At 61.9% G+C, this 19847-nt stretch carries 16 protein-coding genes; all 16 read right to left on the bottom strand.

Annotated elements, in window-relative coordinates; translation table 11 throughout:
- Positions 1–4 precede the first annotated feature (4 nt).
- The 16 genes from AC1D13_RS21830 to AC1D13_RS21905 all read right to left on the bottom strand — a co-directional run bounded on the left by AC1D13_RS21830 (position 5) and on the right by AC1D13_RS21905 (position 19798).
- A complete protein-coding gene (locus AC1D13_RS21830) occupies positions 5–808 on the bottom strand; it encodes a cell division protein FtsQ/DivIB (RefSeq protein ID WP_457281096.1) in 804 nt (267 codons plus the stop codon).
- The gene (locus AC1D13_RS21835; RefSeq protein ID WP_457281097.1) at positions 805–1782 is read right to left on the bottom strand and encodes a D-alanine--D-alanine ligase; all 978 of its coding nucleotides are present in this window, start codon (positions 1780–1782) and stop codon (positions 805–807) included. The genes AC1D13_RS21830 and AC1D13_RS21835 overlap by 4 nt, the downstream gene beginning before the upstream one ends.
- Positions 1779–3212 (bottom strand): UDP-N-acetylmuramate--L-alanine ligase, encoded by a 1434-nt coding sequence (gene murC / locus AC1D13_RS21840; RefSeq protein ID WP_457281098.1) that lies wholly within the window; start codon positions 3210–3212, stop codon positions 1779–1781. Before murC ends, AC1D13_RS21835 begins: the two co-directional genes overlap by 4 nt.
- Positions 3209–4291, bottom strand: a complete 1083-nt coding sequence (murG, locus tag AC1D13_RS21845; protein WP_477690282.1) for an undecaprenyldiphospho-muramoylpentapeptide beta-N-acetylglucosaminyltransferase — start codon at positions 4289–4291, stop codon at positions 3209–3211. The genes murC and murG overlap by 4 nt, the downstream gene beginning before the upstream one ends.
- Entirely contained in the window at positions 4288–5544 is a 1257-nt protein-coding gene (ftsW, locus tag AC1D13_RS21850) for a putative lipid II flippase FtsW (RefSeq protein WP_457281100.1), read from the bottom strand. Before ftsW ends, murG begins: the two co-directional genes overlap by 4 nt.
- Positions 5541–7331 (bottom strand): UDP-N-acetylmuramoyl-L-alanine--D-glutamate ligase, encoded by a 1791-nt coding sequence (murD, locus tag AC1D13_RS21855; RefSeq protein ID WP_457281101.1) that lies wholly within the window; start codon positions 7329–7331, stop codon positions 5541–5543. The genes ftsW and murD overlap by 4 nt, the downstream gene beginning before the upstream one ends.
- A gap of 5 nt (positions 7332–7336) precedes the next feature.
- Positions 7337–8515 (bottom strand): phospho-N-acetylmuramoyl-pentapeptide-transferase, encoded by a 1179-nt coding sequence (mraY, locus tag AC1D13_RS21860; RefSeq protein WP_457281102.1) that lies wholly within the window; start codon positions 8513–8515, stop codon positions 7337–7339.
- The gene (locus AC1D13_RS21865; protein WP_457281103.1) at positions 8505–9914 is read right to left on the bottom strand and encodes a UDP-N-acetylmuramoyl-tripeptide--D-alanyl-D-alanine ligase; all 1410 of its coding nucleotides are present in this window, start codon (positions 9912–9914) and stop codon (positions 8505–8507) included. The genes mraY and AC1D13_RS21865 overlap by 11 nt, the downstream gene beginning before the upstream one ends.
- Positions 9911–11398 carry a UDP-N-acetylmuramoyl-L-alanyl-D-glutamate--2,6-diaminopimelate ligase gene (locus AC1D13_RS21870; RefSeq protein WP_477690283.1) on the bottom strand — a complete coding sequence of 496 codons (1488 nt, stop codon included), beginning with the start codon at positions 11396–11398 and terminating at the stop codon, positions 9911–9913. Before AC1D13_RS21870 ends, AC1D13_RS21865 begins: the two co-directional genes overlap by 4 nt.
- 2 nt (positions 11399–11400) lie before the next feature.
- Complete coding sequence (locus AC1D13_RS21875) at positions 11401–13134, bottom strand: peptidoglycan D,D-transpeptidase FtsI family protein (protein ID WP_477690284.1); 1734 nt, start codon at positions 13132–13134, stop codon at positions 11401–11403.
- Positions 13131–13439, bottom strand: coding sequence for a cell division protein FtsL (gene ftsL, locus AC1D13_RS21880; RefSeq protein WP_457281106.1), 309 nt, complete (start codon positions 13437–13439; stop codon positions 13131–13133). The genes AC1D13_RS21875 and ftsL overlap by 4 nt, the downstream gene beginning before the upstream one ends.
- Before the next feature lie 160 nt (positions 13440–13599).
- Complete coding sequence (rsmH, locus tag AC1D13_RS21885) at positions 13600–14517, bottom strand: 16S rRNA (cytosine(1402)-N(4))-methyltransferase RsmH (RefSeq protein ID WP_457281107.1); 918 nt, start codon at positions 14515–14517, stop codon at positions 13600–13602.
- A gap of 9 nt (positions 14518–14526) precedes the next feature.
- On the bottom strand, positions 14527–14955 hold the full coding sequence (mraZ, locus tag AC1D13_RS21890) for a division/cell wall cluster transcriptional repressor MraZ (RefSeq protein ID WP_457281642.1): 429 nt from the start codon (positions 14953–14955) through the stop codon (positions 14527–14529).
- 491 nt (positions 14956–15446) lie between these two features.
- Positions 15447–17291: an STAS domain-containing protein gene (locus AC1D13_RS21895; protein WP_457281108.1), complete on the bottom strand. Its 1845-nt coding sequence runs from the start codon at positions 17289–17291 to the stop codon at positions 15447–15449.
- A 39-nt stretch (positions 17292–17330) separates the two neighbouring features.
- Positions 17331–18380, bottom strand: coding sequence for an RNA polymerase-binding protein DksA (dksA, locus tag AC1D13_RS21900; RefSeq protein ID WP_457281109.1), 1050 nt, complete (start codon positions 18378–18380; stop codon positions 17331–17333).
- A gap of 341 nt (positions 18381–18721) precedes the next feature.
- Positions 18722–19798: a CobW family GTP-binding protein gene (locus tag AC1D13_RS21905; RefSeq protein ID WP_457281110.1), complete on the bottom strand. Its 1077-nt coding sequence runs from the start codon at positions 19796–19798 to the stop codon at positions 18722–18724.
- Between the last annotated feature and the right edge of the window lie 49 nt (positions 19799–19847).

The raw sequence follows: 19847 nt of genomic DNA on the forward strand, positions 1-19847 counted from the left end.
ATGTTTACCTTTTTTTCTTTCCGTCGTCTTTGTCAGCGGGGCTTCCCGTGGTGACACCCCTGAGCCTGATCGCATAACCATTGCCGTAACGCAGGTCGGCGGACTCCAGGTCCCGCCCGTACCGGGATGACACCTGCGTCACCGTGGCAATAAAGCGGCGGGTGCGTGCCTGTATTTCGTCCAGTGACCCGTGCCCGAGCTCGATCACGGCGCCGCTGTCCAGCTGGGCACGCCAGCCACCCTGGCCGGTCATCTGCAATTGCTCCAGCGTGGCATCTGTTTCATCGAACATCGGCGCAAGCGCCTGGTAGGCCTGCAGTACCTGCGCCGCCTGACCCGGCGGCCCATTGAGCACCGGCAGGTCTTCTGCCTCGACGTCGCCCTGGTTGGCCTCAAACACTTCACCAAAGCTGTTGACGAGCCGGGCATCGCCCTCAGCCCCCCAGAACGCCACCGGCTTGTGTTCCTGCAGCACCACCTTCAGCCGGTTGGGAAATTCGCGCTGCACCAGCGCCCTGCGCACCCAGGGAACAGACTCGAACACCGCGCGCGTGGCACCCAGGTTCACCGTGAAAAAATTGCCGGACAACCTGGGCGCCACATTGGCCCGCAGCGTCACCGCGTTGTTGTGCGCCAGGTCGCCCTCCACACGGATCGCGCTCAGGCTGAACAGGGACTGGCGCATGAGCCACGCCACAGCCAGTGACGCAACCATGGCGGCAAACGCCAGGCCCAGAACCACCGAGAAGGTGTTCATGAGCTTGACGTCCAGCGGCAAGGAAGGCGGCAGTGGCAGGGCTCTGCTCAAGTGGCGGCTCCTCCGTGTTTCTGGTGATCGAGCGAAGCAGTCTTCAGCACTTCGATGCAAAGGTCTTCATACGAGATTCCGGCCGCACGGGCGGACATGGGCACCAGCGAATGCCCGGTCATTCCCGGCGACGTGTTGATCTCCAGCAGGTAGGGCTTGCGCGTGGCCTTGTCTATCATCACGTCGGCGCGGGCCCAGCCGCGGCAATTGAGAATGCGAAAGGTGTCCAGCACAAGCTGCTGGATGACCGCCTCTTCGCCCTCGGGCAGCCCGCAGGGAACCAGGTACTGGGTGCTGTCGGTGAAGTATTTGTTCTGGTAGTCGTAGTTACCGTCGGGCGCTACTATGCGGATGACCGGCAGCGCGCGCGCGCCGGCACCGGTACCCAGCACCGGGCAGGTCACTTCGTCACCGCTGATGAATTGCTCGCACAGGACATCGGCATCGAGTTTTTCGGCCTGTGCCACTGCGCCGGCCATGGCGGAGCGTTCCGTCACCTTGGTCAGCCCGATCGATGAACCTTCGCGTGCCGGTTTGACGATCAACGGCAGGCCGAGCGCATCCGGCAACGCGGCAATGTCGGCAGCGCCATAAGTGCCGCGGCGCAACAGGCGGTATTGAGGTGTCGGCAATCCTTCGGAGATCATCACGCGCTTGGTCATGACCTTGTCGATGGCCATGCTGGAAGCCATGACGCCGGAGCCGGTGTAGGGAATGCCCAGCAATTCGAGCGCGCCTTGCACCGTGCCATCCTCGCCGAAGCGTCCATGCAATGCGATGAAGCAACGCTCGAACCCATCCTCCTTCAGCTCGCTCAGGTCGCGCTCGGCAGGATCGAAGGCGTGGGCATCCACGCCACGCGAGCGAAGCGCTTTCAGTACCCCGTTACCAGACATCAGCGAAACTTCGCGTTCGGCCGATAGCCCGCCCATCAGGACGGCGACTTTTCCAAAATTCAACATGTCTGCTTTCATGTCCGGACCTCCCTGGTGCCGCCATGCCCTGCCGGCTCCAGCATTTCTGCAACCCTTGCGGGCACCATGCCGATGGATCCGGCACCCATGCACATCACGATGTCGCCATCCAGCGTGTTGTCGAGGATGGCCTGCGGCATGGCATCGATCTCGTCCACAAAGACAGGTTCTACCTTGCCGGCCACGCGCAAAGCCCGCGCCAGCGAGCGTCCGTCTGCGGCCACGATGGGTGCTTCACCGGCGGCATATACCTCGGACAGCAGAACCGCATCGGCGTTGCCGATGACCTTGACGAAATCTTCAAAACAGTCACGCGTGCGGGTGTAGCGGTGCGGCTGGAAAGCCAGCACCAGTCGCCGGCCGGGGAAGGCGCCGCGCGCGGCAGCCAGCGTCGCGGCCATTTCCACCGGGTGATGGCCATAGTCTTCTATCACGGTGAAATGCCCGCCGCCCTTGGCCGGCATGTCCCCGTAACTCTGGAAGCGCCGTCCGACGCCCCGGAATTCAGCCAGCGCTTTCTGTACTGCCGCGTCGGGCACGTTGAGCTCAACGGCAATGGCAATGGCCGACAGGGCATTGAGCACGTTGTGCTCGCCGGCCAGGTTGAGCACCACGTCCATGTCGGGCAAGGTCACGCCATTGCGGCGCTGTGCCGTGAAATGCATTTGTGCGCCCACCGGCCGCACATTGACGGCGCGCACCTGCGCATCTTCGCCGAAACCATAGCTGGTAATGGGGCAGGAAACCTGCGGCAGGATGTCGCGCACGGCCGGGTCGTCGGTGCACAAGATCGCCGTACCGTAAAAAGGCATGCGGTGCAGGAAGTCGACAAAAGCCTTCTTGAGGTTGCCGAAATCGTGGCCATAGGTTTCCATGTGGTCGGCGTCAATGTTGGTGACGACGGCCATCACGGGCAGCAGGTTCAGGAATGAAGCGTCCGATTCGTCAGCCTCGACCACGATGTAGTCGCCGGAACCAAGTTTGGCGTTGGCGCCGGCGCTGTTGAGGCGCCCGCCGATGACAAAGGTCGGGTCCAGGCCGCCTTCGGCCAGCACGCTGGCGACGAGACTGGTGGTGGTGGTTTTCCCGTGGGTCCCCGCGATCGCGATGCCCTGCTTCAGGCGCATCAGTTCGGCCAGCATCAGCGCGCGCGGCACCACGGGAATGCGTTTTTCACGCGCCGCCAGAACCTCGGGGTTGTCGGCCTGTACGGCGGTGGATGTCACCACGGCGTCGACCATCTCAAGGTTGCCGGCGGTGTGGCCGACGAAGGTCTTGATGCCGAGCTTGCCCAGGCGTCGCAGCGTTGGGCTGTCTGACAGGTCAGACCCCGAAATGACGTATCCCAGGTTGTGCAGCACCTCTGCGATGCCAGACATGCCGGCGCCGCCCAGACCGATGAAGTGAATGTTTTTGATGGCGTGTTTCATGTCGCCAGCTCCTCACAAGCGGCCACCACACGGGCCGTGGCTTCAGTTTTTTGCATCGTTTTGGCCTGTAAGGCTTTCTGGAAAAGCGCAAGCCGCTCTGTTTTTTGTAGCATTTCTGCCAGCATTCCGGCGCTGAGGTCGCGCTGCTGGATCAGCCATCCGCCTCCCTGGTCGACCAGGAACTTCGCGTTGACTGTCTGGTGGTCGTCGACCGCAGCGGGAAAAGGCACGAACACTGCCGCAGCGCCCACCGCGGCGATTTCCGTGACCGTACTGGCGCCAGCGCGGCAAATGATCAGGTCGGCATCGGCGAAGGCCTTCGCGGTGTCTTCAATGAAAGGCGTGAGCTCGGCCGATACGCCAGCCGCCGCATAGTTGGCGCGCAATTCTTCAATCTGCAGCGCGCCGCTTTGGTGGAGGACCTGTGGTCGTTCTGCTTCAGGGATCAGTGCGAGGGCTTTGGGTACCAGCTCGTTCAACCCCCGGGCGCCCAGGCTCCCGCCGACCACCAGCAGTTTCAGGGGACCGCTGCGTCCGGCAAAACGCTCTTGCGGGCCGGGCTGCCGGGTAAATGCTGGCCGCAGGGGGTTGCCTACCCATTCGGCTTTGGGCAACACGCCCGGAAATGCGGTGAAGACGCGGTCAGCCACACTCGCCAGCACCTTGTTGACCATACCCGCCACCGAGTTCTGCTCGTGCAGAACCAGGGGCTTACCCAACAGCACGCTCATCATCCCGGCCGGAAAACTGATGTAGCCACCCAGGCCAACCACCACATCGGGCTTGACGCGGCGTACCACCTGGATGCTTTGCCAAAACGCCTTGAGCAGGCGCAGGGGCAAGAATGCCAGCGTGACCGGCCCTTTGCCTCGCACACCGGAAAAATCAATCGATTCGAAAGGGAAGCCGCGGGGCGGCACCAGCTGGCTTTCCATGCTGGGGCGGACTGCGCTGCCACGCCCGCCCAGCCAGTGCACCCGCCAGCCGCGCTCCCGCAGGGCCTCAGCCACTGCCAGGCCCGGAAAAATGTGCCCGCCCGTTCCTCCGGCCATCACCAAAGCACAGTGTTGCTTGCTCATGCGCGGCCTCCTCTCATGAGCAGGCGATTCTCATAGTCAATCCTCAACACCACGGCCAAAGAAATCAGGTTCATCAAAATCGCCGAACCGCCATAACTCATCAGCGGCAGTGTGAGACCCTTGGTAGGCAGCGCACCGAGGTTCACGCCAATGTTGATGAAGGTCTGGAAACCTATCCAGATGCCAACGCCTTGCGCCACCAGACCGGCAAACAGGCGGTCCAGGGCAATCGACTGGCGGCCGATGTGCATGATGCGGCGGGTCATCCACATGAACATGCCGATCACAGCCAGCACACCCAACAGGCCAAACTCTTCGCCAATCACGGCCATCAGGAAGTCGGTGTGCGCTTCGGGCAGCCAATGCAGCTTCTCAATGCTGCCGCCCAGACCCACACCGAAAATCTCGCCGCGGCCGAAGGCAATCAGGGAGTGGGAGAGCTGGTAGCCCTTGCCCATGGAGTATTTATCGCTCCACGGGTCGAGGTAGGCAAAGATGCGCTCACGCCGCCATTCGCTGAGCATCACCATCAAGCTGAAGGCAACCACCACCACAGCCGCGATGACAAAGAACATGCGGGCATTGACACCGCCCAGGAAGAGAATACCCATCGCAATGACCGAGATCACCATGAACGCGCCCATGTCGGGTTCGGCCAGCAATAACAATCCGACAATTGCTATGGCCACAGCCATGGGCATCACCGCGCGGAAGAAGCGCTCTTTCACTTCCATCTTGCGAACCATGTAATCGGCCGCATAGAGAAGCACCGCGAATTTCGCGAGCTCTGAAGGCTGAAAGTTCATGATGCCCAGCGAAATCCAGCGGCGGGCGCCGTTCACGCCTTTTCCGATAAAGGGCACCAGGACCAGTATCAGCAGCAACAGGGAGAGGACAAACAGCCAGGGCGCCAGTTTTTCCCATGTGGCCAGCGGCACCTGGAATGCCAGGACGGCAACGATGAGAGCGACCACCAGCGACAACACATGGCGCAGCAGGAAATGGGTATGCGCATAGCGCGCGAATTTGGGGTTGTCGGGCATGGCCACGGAAGCTGAATACACCATCACAAGGCCCCACATCAACAAGGCCACGGTGACCCACAGCAGCGCCTGGTCAAAACCGGCCATGCGAACAGGAGGTGCGGCCAGCGTCTGTGGCCGGCTGTGTCCGCCAAGCCGCACGGGAAGGACTTCCGACGCGGCCTTGCCGAAACCGGAGAACCAGCCGAAAAAGCGTGCGGCAGCCGTCACAGCACTTGCCCCTGTTCTTGCGCCAGCGCCTGCACGGCTTCACAAAAGACCTTGGCCCGGTGCTCGTAGTTGTCGAACATGTCGAAGCTTGCACAGGCCGGCGACATCAGGACGGCGTCACCGGTCTGTGCCTGCTGCGCGGCCAGGGTGACCGCTTCCTCCATGGATACGGCGTCGAACACTGGAATATTGCGGGGCAAGACCTCCTTGATGAGAGGCGCATCGCGCCCTATCAGCACCACGGCCCGGACGTGGCGTTGCACCGGGTCGGCCAGCGGTGAGAAGTCCTGCCCCTTGCCTTCGCCGCCCAGAATGAGCACCAGCTTGCGCTCCAGTCCCAACCCTGTCAGAGCCGCCACGGTGGCGCCCACGTTGGTGCCCTTGCTGTCGTCGAAGTATTCAACGTCATTGACGACAGCCACCGACTCCACGCGATGGGGCTCACCGCGGTATTCGCGCAGGCCGTGCAGCATGGGGGCGAGGTTGCAGCCCGCAGCCACAGCCAGGCCCAGCGCCGCCAGGGCGTTGGTGGCGTTGTGCCGCCCGCGTATGCGCAGGGCTTCGATAGGCATCAGGCGCTGCACGTGCAGCTCTACCTCTTCGTCTTTGCGGCGCTTGATGGTTTCGTCGGCCTCGGCCGCGCGCACCAACCAGGTCATGCCGTTGACGGTTTCAATGCCGTAGTCGCCGGGACGCTGCGGCTCGCCGGCACCGAAGGTCGCATGGGCGCGCACTTGAGGTGGCTTCAGGCGCACCTTGACAGGCGGTGGCAGCATGGCCATCACGCGGGCATCGTCACGGTTGAGCAACATAAAGGTGCTGACACCGAAGACCTTGGCCTTGGCCGCGACGTAGGCGTCCATGTCGCCGTGCCAGTCCAGATGGTCCTGCGTGATGTTGAGCACCACGGCAGCCGTCGGCTCAAAACCTTGCACATCGGCCAGCTGGAAGCTGGACAGCTCCAGCACCCAGACTTGGGGCAGGGTTTCGGCGTCCATATGGGCCGACAGCGTGTCGAGCAGCGTCGGGCCTATGTTGCCGGCCACGGCCACGGTTTTTCCGGCGCGCTGCACCAGTTGGCCCAGCAGCGAGGTCACCGTGGTTTTTCCATTGGTGCCAGTGATGGCCAGCACTGCGGGGCGGTAGCCCGGCACAGGTTCGACTTGCACCAGGGCCAGCAGGGCCGCGGGCAGTGTGGCATCTTCACCGGCTTCATCTGGAACCGGCGCGTCGTCCGCGGCATCCGGTGCGGCAATGACCGTCTCTTGCAGATCGCCTGAAGTGTCGGCCGCCACAGCGGCCTGGTCTTCGGGTGAATCAGCGGCATCGGCTACAGCGGCTTCGTCAACAGCTTCGGGCGCATCGGGCAAGGGCACGTCAGCCATTGGCTCGGGAGCTACAACAGCTTGGTCGGATTCTTCGACTACCTCAATGGTCGGTGGCTCGCGCAGATCCGCCAAAGCCCGCGCGAACAAATCCAGTTCTCCACCCACAGGCAATCCCATGGCGCGCGCGGCATCAGCCACGGACGCGATGGTCTCGGGCGTCAGACCGGGCGAGCGATAGACGGCGCGTACGGCCGTACCCTGCACCAGCTCGGGCGTGAAGGCGCCTCCCACAAATTCCACACCCGGAAGTTCTTCGCGCAAGGTGGCGAGCAAGGGTGGCGCTTCGCGCGTGTCGGCGACCGTCACGTGCGCCCCATGGCGCGAACACCAGCGCGCCATGGCCAGGCCGGACGCGCCCAGGCCCAGAATCAACACGGTTTGGTCTTGTAAATGCCGCATGCCTGTTACCTGAGCTTCAAGGTGGAAAGGCCGATGAGGCACAGCAGCATGGTGATGATCCAGAAACGCACGACCACCTGCGTTTCTTTCCAGCCGCTTTTCTCGAAGTGATGGTGCAGCGGCGCCATCTTGAGGATGCGGCGGCCTTCGCCGTAGCGCTTCTTGGTGTACTTGAACCAGGTCACCTGCATCATCACGGAGAGCGCCTCGACGACGAAGATGCCGCCCATGATGGCCAGCACGATTTCCTGGCGCACGATGACCGCGATGGTGCCCAGCGCGGCGCCCAGCGCCAGCGCGCCCACGTCGCCCATGAAGACCTGGGCCGGGTGCGTGTTGAACCACAGAAAGGCCAGGCCGGCGCCTGCCATGGCCGAGCAAAAAATCAGCAGCTCACCCGAGCCGGGGATGTGCGGGAAGAACAGGTATTTGGAGTAGACCGAGCTGCCGGTGACGTAGGCAAACACACCGAGCGCCGAGCCCACCATGACGACCGGCATGATGGCCAGGCCGTCCAGGCCGTCAGTCAGGTTGACGGCATTGCTGGAGCCCACGATCACGAGGTAAGTCAGGATCACGAAGCCGAACACGCCCAGCGGGTAGCTGATTTCCTTGACGAAAGGCACCAGCAGGCCAGCTTTGGGCGGCAGGTTCACGTCAAAGCCCGACTGCACCCAGCTGAAGAACAGTTCGAGCACGCGCATGTTGGAGCTCTCGGAGATGCTAAACACCAGGTACAGCGCCGCGATGAGGCCGATGATGGATTGCCACAGATATTTCTCACGTGACCGCATGCCTTCCGGGTCTTTGAGCACGACCTTGCGCCAGTCGTCTGCCCAGCCTATGGCGCCAAAGCCCAACGTGACGATGAGGACGATCCAGACGAAACGGTTGGACAAATCGAACCATAGCAATGTGGAAATTCCGATGGACAGCAGAATCAGCACACCGCCCATGGTGGGTGTGCCGCTCTTGCTCAAATGGGTCTGCATCGCGTATTCCCGAATTGGCTGCCCGATCTTCAGCGAGATCAGCCGCCGGATCACAAAGGGGCCCGCCAGCAGACCGATCAGCAGGGCTGTGAGCGCGGCCATGACTGCACGGAACGTCAGGTACTGGAACACCCTGAAGGACCCGAATTCGGGGGAGATTGACTGGAGCCACTGGGCCAGACTAAGCAGCATGGGGCTCTTCCTTCTGATGTTGTTGATGTTGTGTTTGATCTTGCGCATTGGCCGTGATGGCCTGGACCACACGCTCCATCCTCATGAAGCGAGAACCCTTGACCAGCACGCTGCCGGTGTGGGGCAGCTCGGCCAGCACGGCGGCGGCGAGTTCGTCCATGCCGCCGAAAATCTGCGCACCGCCAAATCCGGCCGCTGCCTGCTTTGACTGCTCGCCCAATGTGAACAATTTTTCAATACCCAGCGCGCGTGCATGGCGGCCGGCTTCATCGTGGAACTGCGGCCCCTGGTTGCCGACCTCGCCCATGTCACCCATCACCATCAGACGCGGGCCGGGCAGTTCGGCGAGGACCTCCAGGGCGGCGCGCATGGAGTCGGGATTGGCGTTGTAGCTGTCGTCGACCAACGTCAACACCCGGCCCGGCAGGGCCACGGCGATGGCACGGGAACGGCCCTTGACCGGCACAAAAGCCGAGAGACCCACGGAGATGGATGCCAGGGGAACGCCCGCCGCCAGCGCGCAGGCCGCGGCGGCCAAGGCGTTCTTGACGTTGTGCCGGCCGGCGATGTGCAAAGAGAAATCAGTGTTGCCCGCCGGGGTCGTAGCCACCACCTTCCAGCAGCCGTCATCCCATTGCGCGGTAGCTGTGATGTCGGCGGCGCCCGCGAGCGCGAAGGTCAGTACCTTGCGCGTGCCGACCAGTTCACGCCACAGGGGGGTGTAGTCGTCGTCGGCCGGAAAGACCGCCGTGCCGCCCGCATCCAGCGACGCAAATACCGAGCCGTTTTCGCGCGCCACCGCTTCCACCGTGGCCATGAATTCCAGATGTTCGCGCTGCGCATTGTTGACCAGCGCGACGGTGGGCCTGGTAATTTCAGCCAGATAGGCGATCTCGCCCGGGTGGTTCATGCCCAGCTCGACCACCCCTACTTCGTGCTCGGCCGACAGGCGCAGCAGCGTGAGCGGCACACCGATGTCGTTGTTGAGGTTGCCTTCAGTGGCGAAGGCCTTGTTGGCCTTCCAGGCGCGCAAGATGGCCGCGATCATTTGCGTGACGGTGGTTTTCCCGTTGCTGCCCGTCACAGCCACCAGCGGCAGACGGAACTGCGAGCGCCAACCGGCGGCCAGTTGACCCAGCGCCAGGCGCGTGTCGGGCACTTCCAGCCCCGGCAGGCCAGCTTGCACCAGACCATGATGGGCAATCGCCGCGACTGCGCCCTGTGCCTTGGCTTGCGCGAGGAAATCATGAGCATCGAAGCGCTCGCCCTTGAGCGCCACAAAAAGGTCGCCCGCCTGCAGGCTGCGCGTGTCGGTGTTGACCCGCAAGGCCTGCACGCCGCCGTCACCCACAAGGCGAGCAGCGGACAACCAGCCCAGGGCTTGCTGCAGGCGCATCATGGCCGGCCTCCTTGTTTGGGCGAAGCCAGGGCATCGAGCGCCGCCTGCGCATGCTCGCGGTCGGAGAAGGGAAGCTTCACACCGCCCACTTCCTGATAACTTTCGTGGCCCTTGCCGGCCAGCAACACGATGTCTTCGGGACAAGCCAGGCTCAAGGCGTGCGTGATGGCGGCTGACCGGTCGGCCTGAACATGCACGGCATCGCGGTGGCTCAGGCCCAGCAAGACCTGGCAGATGATGGCCAGCGGGTTTTCGCTGCGCGGGTTGTCACTGGTCACCACCACCTGGTCGGCATTTTTTTCGGCTACGGCTGCCATTAGCGGTCGCTTGGTGGTGTCGCGGTCACCACCGCAACCGAACACGCACCAGAGCTGGCCATTGCGGTGTGCCGCTGCCGGCCGCAGCGCGAGCAACACCTTTTCAAGTGCGTCGGGCGTGTGGGCGTAATCGATCACCACCAGCGGCCGGCCCGGGACGGCCAGCGTCTCGGTGCGCCCAGGCACGGGCAGCAGGCCGGCACAGGCCTTGACCGCATCGGCCAGCGACACACCCATGGCGCGCAGGGCTGCGAGCACACCGAGCAAGTTGGACACGTTGTACTGGCCCACCAGTCGGGCAGCCAGCGTATGGCTTTCGGCACCCTCAGCCACCTCAAAGCTCAGGGCATCGGTGCCGTGCTCGATCTTGCGCGCCTGCAGGCGTGCCGGCTGCGCACAGGACACTGTCCAGAGGTCCAGGTCGCTCCCCGCGAGCGACTCCTTCAGTTCTACACCCTTGGCATCGTCGATATTGATGACCGCCGCCCTCAGGCCCGGCCAGCCGAACAGCGCGGCCTTGGCCTCCCAGTAGGCTTGCATGGAAGCGTGGTAGTCGAGGTGGTCCTGCGTGAAATTGGTAAAAATTGCGACCTCAATGACGGTCCCGTCCAGGCGGTGTTCGACCACGCCGATGGAGGAGGCCTCCAGCGCACAGGCGACAAAGCCCTGGTCGGCGAAGCGCCGAAGTTCCTGTTGTAGCAGCACCGGGTCGGGCGTCGTCAGGCCGTTGGAAACCATGGCACCAGGCTCACCTATGCCCAGCGTGCCGATGACGCCGCATTTGTGATCCAGCCGACCCAGAGCCTGCGCCAGCCACCAGGCGGTGGAGGTCTTGCCGTTGGTACCGGTCACAGCGGAAATTCGCAGTTGCCGGCTCGGCTGGTTGAAGTAGACGGCGGCGATAGGCCCGGTCGCGGCCTTGAGACCGGCGTATTCGGCGATCTTTTCGTTCTGGAAGCCGAAGGCGGCCGCGCCTTCCTGTTCGACCAGACAGGCAGTGGCGCCCGCATTCAACGCGCTGCCCACAAACTTGCGCCCGTCGGTCGCGGTGCCGGGCCAGGCGACAAAGCCGTCGCCCGGGGTCAGCCTGCGGCTGTCCGTGCACAGGCTGCCGCTCACGCGTTCGCGCAACCAGCCGGCGGCTTGTTCAGGGGTGTGGAGTTGCATGCTCAAAACGACTCCTCCACGGCCTGCGTGGTGATTTGCGGCTTGACGCTCATATCGGGCTGTACGCCCATCATGCGCAGGGTCTGCTGCACCACTTCACTGAACACAGGCGCGGCGGCCACGCCGCCAAAGTAGTTGCCGTCGCTGGGCTCGTCGATCATTACACCGACGACGATGCGGGGCGCTTCAATGGGAGCCATGCCGGTGAACCAGGCCCGGTACTTGTTGGTGGCATAACCTTTTCCGACCTGCTTGTGCGCCGTTCCCGATTTGCCGCCTACCGAATAACCCACCGTTTGCGCCAACGGGCCAGTACCTCCGGGTGCGGCGGCCATTTGCAGCATCCGGCGGACGGCGTGCGCGTTCGCTGCCGAAAAGACCTGTACGCCTACCGCAGGCTCACTGCTCCTGAGCATGGTGACGGGAATGATCTGACCGTCATGCGCGAACGCAGTGTAGGAGTGCGCCATCTGGAACAGCGAGGCCGACAGCCCGTACCCATAGGCCATGGTCGCCTGCTCGACAGGGCGCCAGGTCTTCCAGGGTCGCACACGTCCGGTGACCGCGCCTGGGAACTGGATCTGCGGCTTTTGCCCATAACCCAGTGCCATGTAGGTCTCCCACATTTCCTGCGGACTCATCTTTTGTGCGATCTTCAGCGCGCCGACGTTGCTGGATTTCTGGATGACGCCTTCCACTGTCAGCGTGCCGTAGTTGTGGGTGTCACTGATGGTGAAGCCGCCGATGCTGTAACGGCCGGGTCCGGTTTCGATGACGGTTTGCGGCTTGATGCGACCGGCCTCCAGCGCCATGGCCACCGTGATCGGCTTCATCGTGGAACCCGGCTCGAAGGTATCGGTGAGGGCCCGATTGCGCAACTGCTCGCCGGTCAGATTTTTCCGCCTGTCGGGCACGTAGCTGGGATAGTTCGCCAATGCCAATACCTCGCCGGTGGTGGAGTCCAGCACCACGACGCTGCCGGCCCGGGCTTTGCGCGCAATGACCGCGTCGCGCAGCTTCTGGTAGGCGAAGAACTGCACCTTGCTGTCTATGCTCAGCTGAATGTCCTTGCCTTCGACGGGCGGCATCTGTTCGCCGACATCCTCGACGACACGGCCCAGGCGGTCCTTGATCACGCGGCGCGAACCGGCCTTGCCGGCCAGGTCCTTGTTGAAGGCCAGCTCAATGCCCTCCTGGCCGCGATCCTCAACGTTGGTGAAACCCACCACGTGGGCCACGGTTTCGCCCTCGGGGTATTGGCGCTTGTACTCCTTGCGCTGGTAGATGCCCTTGACGCCCATGGCATGGATTTTTTTTGCCACCGGCTCGTCAACCTGACGCTTGAGCCAGACAAAGGTCTTGTCCTCTTCGCCCAGTTTTCTGTTGAGCTCGACCAGCGGCATTTCCAGCAGCACGGCCAGCTCGGCCAGTTGCGACTTGCTGGCTTCGACGTCTTCGGGAATGGCCCAGATGCTGGATGCCGGTACGCTGGATGCGAGGATCAGCCCATTGCGGTCCAGGATGCGGCCGCGGTTGGCGGGCAGCTCCAGTGTGCGGGCAAAGCGCACCTCACCCTGGCGCTGGAAAAATTCATTGCCAAAAATCTGGATATAGGCCGCACGACCCGCTAGCCCGGCAAAAGCCAACGCGATACCGGCCACGATGAATTTGCTGCGCCAGACGGGAGTCTTGCTGGCCAGCAGGGGGCTGGACGAATAAAGCACGCTGCGGCTCATGGCCTGGGCCCTTCCGGCGCCGAAGCCGCCGTTACCGGAGCGTCCTTGTAGCTCACATATTGCGTGATGGCAGGTGTCACCGTGCGCATCTGCAGCTTGTCCTTTGCAAGCTTCTCGACCTTCAGCGGCGTAGCCTGGGCGCGCTTTTCCACCTGCAAACGCTCGTTGTCCATTTCGATTTTGCGGGCTTCGGCCGTCGCTTTTTCCAGCTCGACATAGAGGCGTCGCGACTCGTACTGGGTGCGCACGAGGTAAAGCGCGCTGGCCAACACGGCGAGAAGCAACACGAGGTTTAGTCTGGCCATGATATGACCCCCACGCTTGTCGCTTCGCGTACTGCGCTGCCCCCCGAGGGGGCCGCCGCGCCTGCGGCCCGGCAAAGCCGGTTCCGCGGCCCCGGCTGGCATGAAATGCCTGTCGCCCTTTGTAGGTCCCCCACGTTTGTCGCTTCGCGTACTACGGGGTTCATGCCGCCACCCCCGTGCGTTCGGCGACGCGCATTACGGCGCTGCGCGAGCGCGGATTGCCTTCGACCTCTTCCGCGCTGGGCTTGGTGCGGCCAAGCGCCTTGAGCTGCATGGCCTTGGGTTCGGCGAAAGGCGCGCGACGGTCGAACACCTCGCGCGAATGTGCGGCGATGAACTGCTTGACGATGCGGTCTTCGAGCGAATGAAAACTGATCACCACCAGACGGCCTCCCGGTTGGAGAACTTTCAGCGACGCAGCTAGCGCCTGTTGCAGCTCTTCAAGCTCGGCGTTGATGAAAATCCGAAGAGCCTGAAATGTGCGCGTTGCAGGGTCCTTGCCCGGCTCGCGGGTTTTGACCGCGCCAGCCACGACTTCGGCCAGCTCAGCGGTGGTTCGAAGAGGGCCCCGTTCCTGTCGGCGACGATCAATCGCCTTTGCAATCTGTTGAGCAAACCGTTCTTCGCCATATTCACGAATCACCTCCGCCATGGTTTCTATGGATGCATCCACCAGCCACTCGGCCACGCTCTGGCCACGCGTGGTGTCCATGCGCATGTCCAAAGGCCCCTCTTGCCGAAAAGAAAAACCGCGCACCGGGTTGTCGATCTGCGGTGAGCTCACACCCAGATCCATCAGGACACCGGCCGCACTGGCGACGGGCAACAGACCCAAATGCATGAAACCCTCGTGACGGATGGAAAACCGCGGGTCGGTGATGGTGTGCGCCTCGGCAATGGCGTCGAGATCCTTGTCGAAGGCGGTAAGCCGCCCTTGGGGTGAGAGCTGCGACAGCAACAACCGCGAATGGCCGCCGCGCCCGAAGGTCGCGTCGACGTAGTGGCCGTCCGGGTTGACAAGAAGCGCCGCTATGGCTTCGTTCAACAAGACGGTGCGGTGTGTCCATGTGCCGTTCACCGTCTTCTTTCAGAACGAGAAGTCTCTGAAGACATCGGGCATCTCGCCCTTCATCTGCTCGGCCTCCTGGGCTGCGTAGGTGGCGGCGTCCCAAAGCTCAAAATAACCACCCATGCCCAGTAGCACCGTGTCTTTGCTGATGCCGGCAGCCGCCCGCAATTCGGGCGACACCAACACACGGCCGGTGGCGTCCATGTCGACGTCCATTGCGTTGCCGAGGAAGATGCGCTTCCACCACTGCGCCTGCATCGGCAACGAAGCGATGCGGTCGCGGAATTTCTCCCACTCGTTGCGGGGAAAAATCATGAGGCAACCGTGCGGGTGCTTGGTGATGGTGAGTTGGCCGGAAGCTGTGGCGCTCAGCACGTCACGATGCCTGGTAGGCACGGAGAGCCTACCCTTGGTATCGAGAACTAACGATGAAGCGCCTTGAAACACTGCTACAAACCCTTGAAAAACACTTTTCACCACTAAATTGCACTTTTCCCCACTTTAGCAGGAAACCATTTGCAAACAAGGGATTTGAAACAAATTTTTTCAATGAAATCAAGGACTTAGGAGTATCTTCGGATCCAGGGCCTATATTAAAAAGTGTTCTAAATTAAGCACTTAGACGGTGCACTGAAAGTATTGCTTTAAGCGCCAGCAACTGAGCACCCGCCAAAATGGAAAAAAGAGGAACTATTTCCATCCATTCAAACGCTCAGCGACCTGTTTTTACACAGTGCAAGCATGGCATAGCTATGAAAAATATAGCGGGTAACGGCCGCCACATAACAAGAATGGGCGTGACCGCAGGGATAGCGTGTTTTTTTGAAGGGATACGGTGCAGAAAGCACAGGGCACCGGAAGACCTGTCGGACCAATCCGACTAGACGCCGAATGGCATGACAACACTACCCAAATCGGCCAGCAGAAAGGCCGCAAGGTCAGTCGATGCGGACTGTGACCCTTGCGTGCTCAGTGATGCCGATCACATTGAAAAACGCTGCAACGAGGCGATTGACTTCCGTGAATTGCACTGACCGGTTTTCTTCTTCGCGGGCTGACACCCAGTTCAGCAGCGTTCCCGCAGCCGAAAAATCCACGCGAATGAGCTTGGCACAGGAGATCAGCATCATGTCTGCACCCATCAGCTTGACTTCCAGTTTGTCCAGCACCGCTATCGCATCACCCTGGATCTGGCCTGACAGTTCGACCGACAGCACATTGCTCATCTGTGAACTCGGTGCATCCATCTGGGTGTCTCCATCAATGGCGCTCAGACTGGAGGACACGGAATCACGGTACACGTCGCCAATGATGGCCGACCCATCCGTGACGCCGCCCTGCGCATCGATCGGTTTGTATTCGCAACGTGCACTGTCCCAGGCTGGCGGGGAGACCTCGTAGGTAACGCAGAAGTCGAGTGCGGCCAATTCAAAGTCGTCGGGGCGATGCGTTACACGCAGCGCCTCCATGCGCAAAAGCCACCATTGCTGGGCGGTATCGCGGCTGCCTGAAGGGGTGGCGTTCTGCAGTACCTTCTGCAACTGCGCATCACCCATGAAACGCAGCTGAACAGGCTGGGTCGCCCACCCGCTGAAGACCTTGTACAAAGGCTCGACAGCATCAGGTTCGATGGATTTGAGGTTGTTCCAGTTCAGGCGCCACGGCATGGGCGCCTTGGCGGTGGCCGCCTTGAGGGCTGCCACGGTCTGTATACCCAGCACAGAGGGACAGACCCAATCAACAGCAGGACCATTCGGATTGGCGGCAGCCTTGCCCGCCGCCGGAACGCTGAGCATTTTCACCATGTCAGGCATGGAGAACCACTGCGGTGCCGAACGGTCAAACCGCTCGACAAACTGGATGGCTGCCGTTTCAAACTTATCCTGCTGGGCCGTGGCCCGGTACAGGTCAAACAAGGTCAGCCAGGTATCCGGGTGGCCCGCGCGTACGGCACCGGGGGCAAGAATTTCCAGCAGGCCGGCTTCGGCACCCGCATCGTCGCCATTGGCAAACCGGATAGCGGCCTCCTCCAGCTCTGCATCATGGGCAACCACTTCCTCCACATCCACCGCAGTGAGCTTGGAAGGAGAAAAGCTGGAACCGCCGCCGCTGTCGTAACTGCCGCCGATACCCGCCAGGCCGCCGATTGCAGGAGGTTTGGCAGGAGGTTGGGCGGGAGGCGTAGATCGGGCTGCGGCCAGCGCAACAGACAGGGAATCGGGCTGGGTCTGGGAGGGCTCGTGAGCGGCTTCCCGGGCCGCCTGCTGCTCGGCGGCCAACCTGGCTGCGTTCAGCTGCTGCAAACCTGCCGGCGCCGTGGCCCTGTATGCGGTGGGCAATGCATTGTCCAGCATGGGGGGCGCCTGCGTCGATGGGCTATGCAAGGGCGCGTGCACCGAGTTGTCCGGCATGCCGCCATTCTTGGTTTTCCACCACTGCATGGACATCTGCGCTTCGATCTCGTCGATCTTCTTGAGCGTGGTGGCCCTGTCGTCGGGCTTGGAGGGCATGCTGCTCTGGAAGAACGAAGGCCGGCCGCCTGGGTCCTGGCCCACACCCACCATGGCTTCACGCTTGCGCATCTTGCGCAGCATGTCGAATTCGCGCTTGCGCACGAAGTCGTTTTGCCGCTTGCGCTCAATCATTTCCTTGAGCAATTGCTTGCTCATGGCTTCGTCGCGGTCTGTTTGCGCGCCGTCCAGATCCGACCAGTTCGTGGCCGGATTCCGGACGAACTTCACCATCTTGGAGAGCAAGCCTGAAGCGGTATCTTCTTTGGACATGGCAGGACGATTAAATAAACTTCAACCGGTAATCTGGGATCAATCGCCAAACATCTTCTGTTTAAGTTCCCGGCGTTGCTGTGCTTCCAGGGACAAATTGGCCGTGGGACGGGCGATCAGCCGGCCTACGCCGATGGGTTCGCCGGTTTCATCGCAATAACCGTAGTCGCCGGAGTCGATGCGGGCAATCGACTGTTCGATCTTCTTGAGCAGCTTGCGTTCCCGGTCACGGGTGCGCAATTCAAGGGCATGTTCTTCTTCAATCGTAGCGCGGTCCGCCGGGTCGGGCACCACAACGGTGTCTTCCCGCAGATGCTCGGTGGTTTCACCGGCGCTGTTGTGGATGTCCTGCTTGAGCACCGACAGCTTGTGGCGAAAGAAAGCCAGCTGCTTTTCGTTCATGTACTCGGAGTCCGGCATCGCCTTGACTTCGTCGTCGGTCAGCTGCTCGGCGGATTTGGTCTTCCAGTTGTTGGCGAGCTTGGGGTCTTTTTTGGCCGCCGCCTGGGGTGGCGGCGCGATCACGCGTTCGGTCATTGTGGAGTAACTGGCTTTGGCTGCGTCAGGCGCATGGGTTGGCACCATGGGTGCGGGAGGGGGTGACTGGGTGGCTACGCGGGCGGAGCTGCGCCTGCCGGGTTTCAGTGGAGGCGGGGCCATCAGCCCGGCCCTGACCGGTGCCGGGGCGGGTACCACCACGGCGGCGGGGGCCGGCTTGGCGCTGCTTGCAGGTTTTACGGCCGGTTTTGCAACGGGCTTGGCAGCTGATTTTGCAACAGGCTTTGCCGCAGGTTTTGGGGGAGATTTGAGCACGGGCTTGACGGGTTTGGCGACGGCCTTTGCTTTGGGCAAGGGCTTGGCAGCGGTTTTCTTGACAGCTGCGGTGGCAGGCTTTTTCGTGGAAGCAGCCTTGACAGCCGGCTTGGCGGCTTTTTTGGCAACGGGTTTGGGTGCCGGCTTGGCTTTGGCAACAGGTTTGGCCGCTTTCTTCACAGCTTTGGCGGCGGGCTTTGGCGCCGGCTTGGCTTTCGATGCAGGCTTGGCGGCCGGTTTGGCAGGTGTCTTGGTCTTTTTTGCTTGGGCTTTCACAATGTGTCTCCTCTGGGAAGCAGCCCCGGAATGGCCCATGGCCCTCCGCGGCAGCTTCCTGGCCAAACCGCTGCAGCGCAGTTCAACCCTACCTGTTGCCAGATTTCCTGGTTTATCTGCCGCCTGCCAGCCTCGAAAACCACACCTGGGTGGCTTTCAATCCGCTTTGTAGCCGATTTTGTGCCTGGCTTGCCTCCCGAATTGATTTTCCGGGTATTTTGGTCGGCGCGCGATTGTAGCGGCTGCGCAGCCTGCCGTAGCACCCTTGGAACAAATCGTTGGAGAATCGAGACAAACATGAAGCCCTCCGCCTTTTACAGGCCACAGGCGGACAGCCTACCTCAAACCAGGCATTGCTCCAGGCCCTGCAGAAAAATATCTTTGGGCAAATCGATGCCGATGAAGACCATCTTGCTGTTTTTCTTCTCGCCCTCGGCCCAGGCGGGCCCCAGGTCGCTGCCCATGAGCTGGTGCACCCCCTGGAAAATCACCTTGCGGTCGGTGCCTTCCATATTCAGCACGCCCTTGTAGCGCAACATGCGCGGGCCGTAAATGTTGACGACCGCACCCAGGAAGTCCTCCAGCTTGGCTGGGCTGAAAGCCTTGTCCGACCGGAACACAAAGCTCTTGACGTCATCGTCGTGGTGGTGATGGTGGCCATGGCCCTCATGCCCGTCCTTGGCGTCGTGCGCATGTGAAGGGTGATCACAGTGCTCCCCGTGCTCATGGTCATGATCGTGGTCATGCCCGGCATGGTCGTCTTCCTTGAGGAAGTCGGGGTCGATGTCCAGCTTGGCATTGAGGTTGAAGCCGCGCAGGTCAAACACGTCCTTGATGGCGACTTCCCCGAAATGCACCGCTTTCTGGGGCGCGCGCGGGTTCATGTGCTTCAGGCGGTGCATCAGCGCGTCAACTTCGTCCTTGGCCACCAGGTCCGTTTTGCTGATGAATATCTGGTCGGCAAACCCGACCTGGCGGCGCGCCTCCTGGCGGTCGTTGAGCTGGGTCGCGGCGTGTTTGGCGTCGACCAGGGTCAGGATCGAGTCAAGCAGGTACTGCTCGGCAATTTCTTCGTCCATGAAAAACGTCTGCGCCACCGGCCCCGGGTCGGCCAGCCCGGTGGTTTCAATGACCACGCGCTCAAAGTCGAGCAGGCCCTTGCGCTTTTTGGCGGCAAGCAACTGCAGTGTTTCGCGCAGGTCTTCGCGGATCGAGCAGCAGATGCAGCCGTTGTTCATCTGGATGATGTTTTCTTCGGTGTCATTTACCAGGATTTCGTTGTCGATGTTTTCTTCACCGAACTCGTTCTCGATAACAGCGATTTTCTGGCCGTGCGCCTCGGTCAGCACGCGCTTGAGCAGCGTGGTTTTGCCGGAGCCCAGGAAGCCGGTGAGGATGGTGACGGGGATCAAGCTCATGGTGTTACCTAAAAACAGGAATTGCAGGGGTAGCGCGAAGGGCGAAGCA

Source organism: Polaromonas sp. P1_E12, assembly GCF_056405975.1.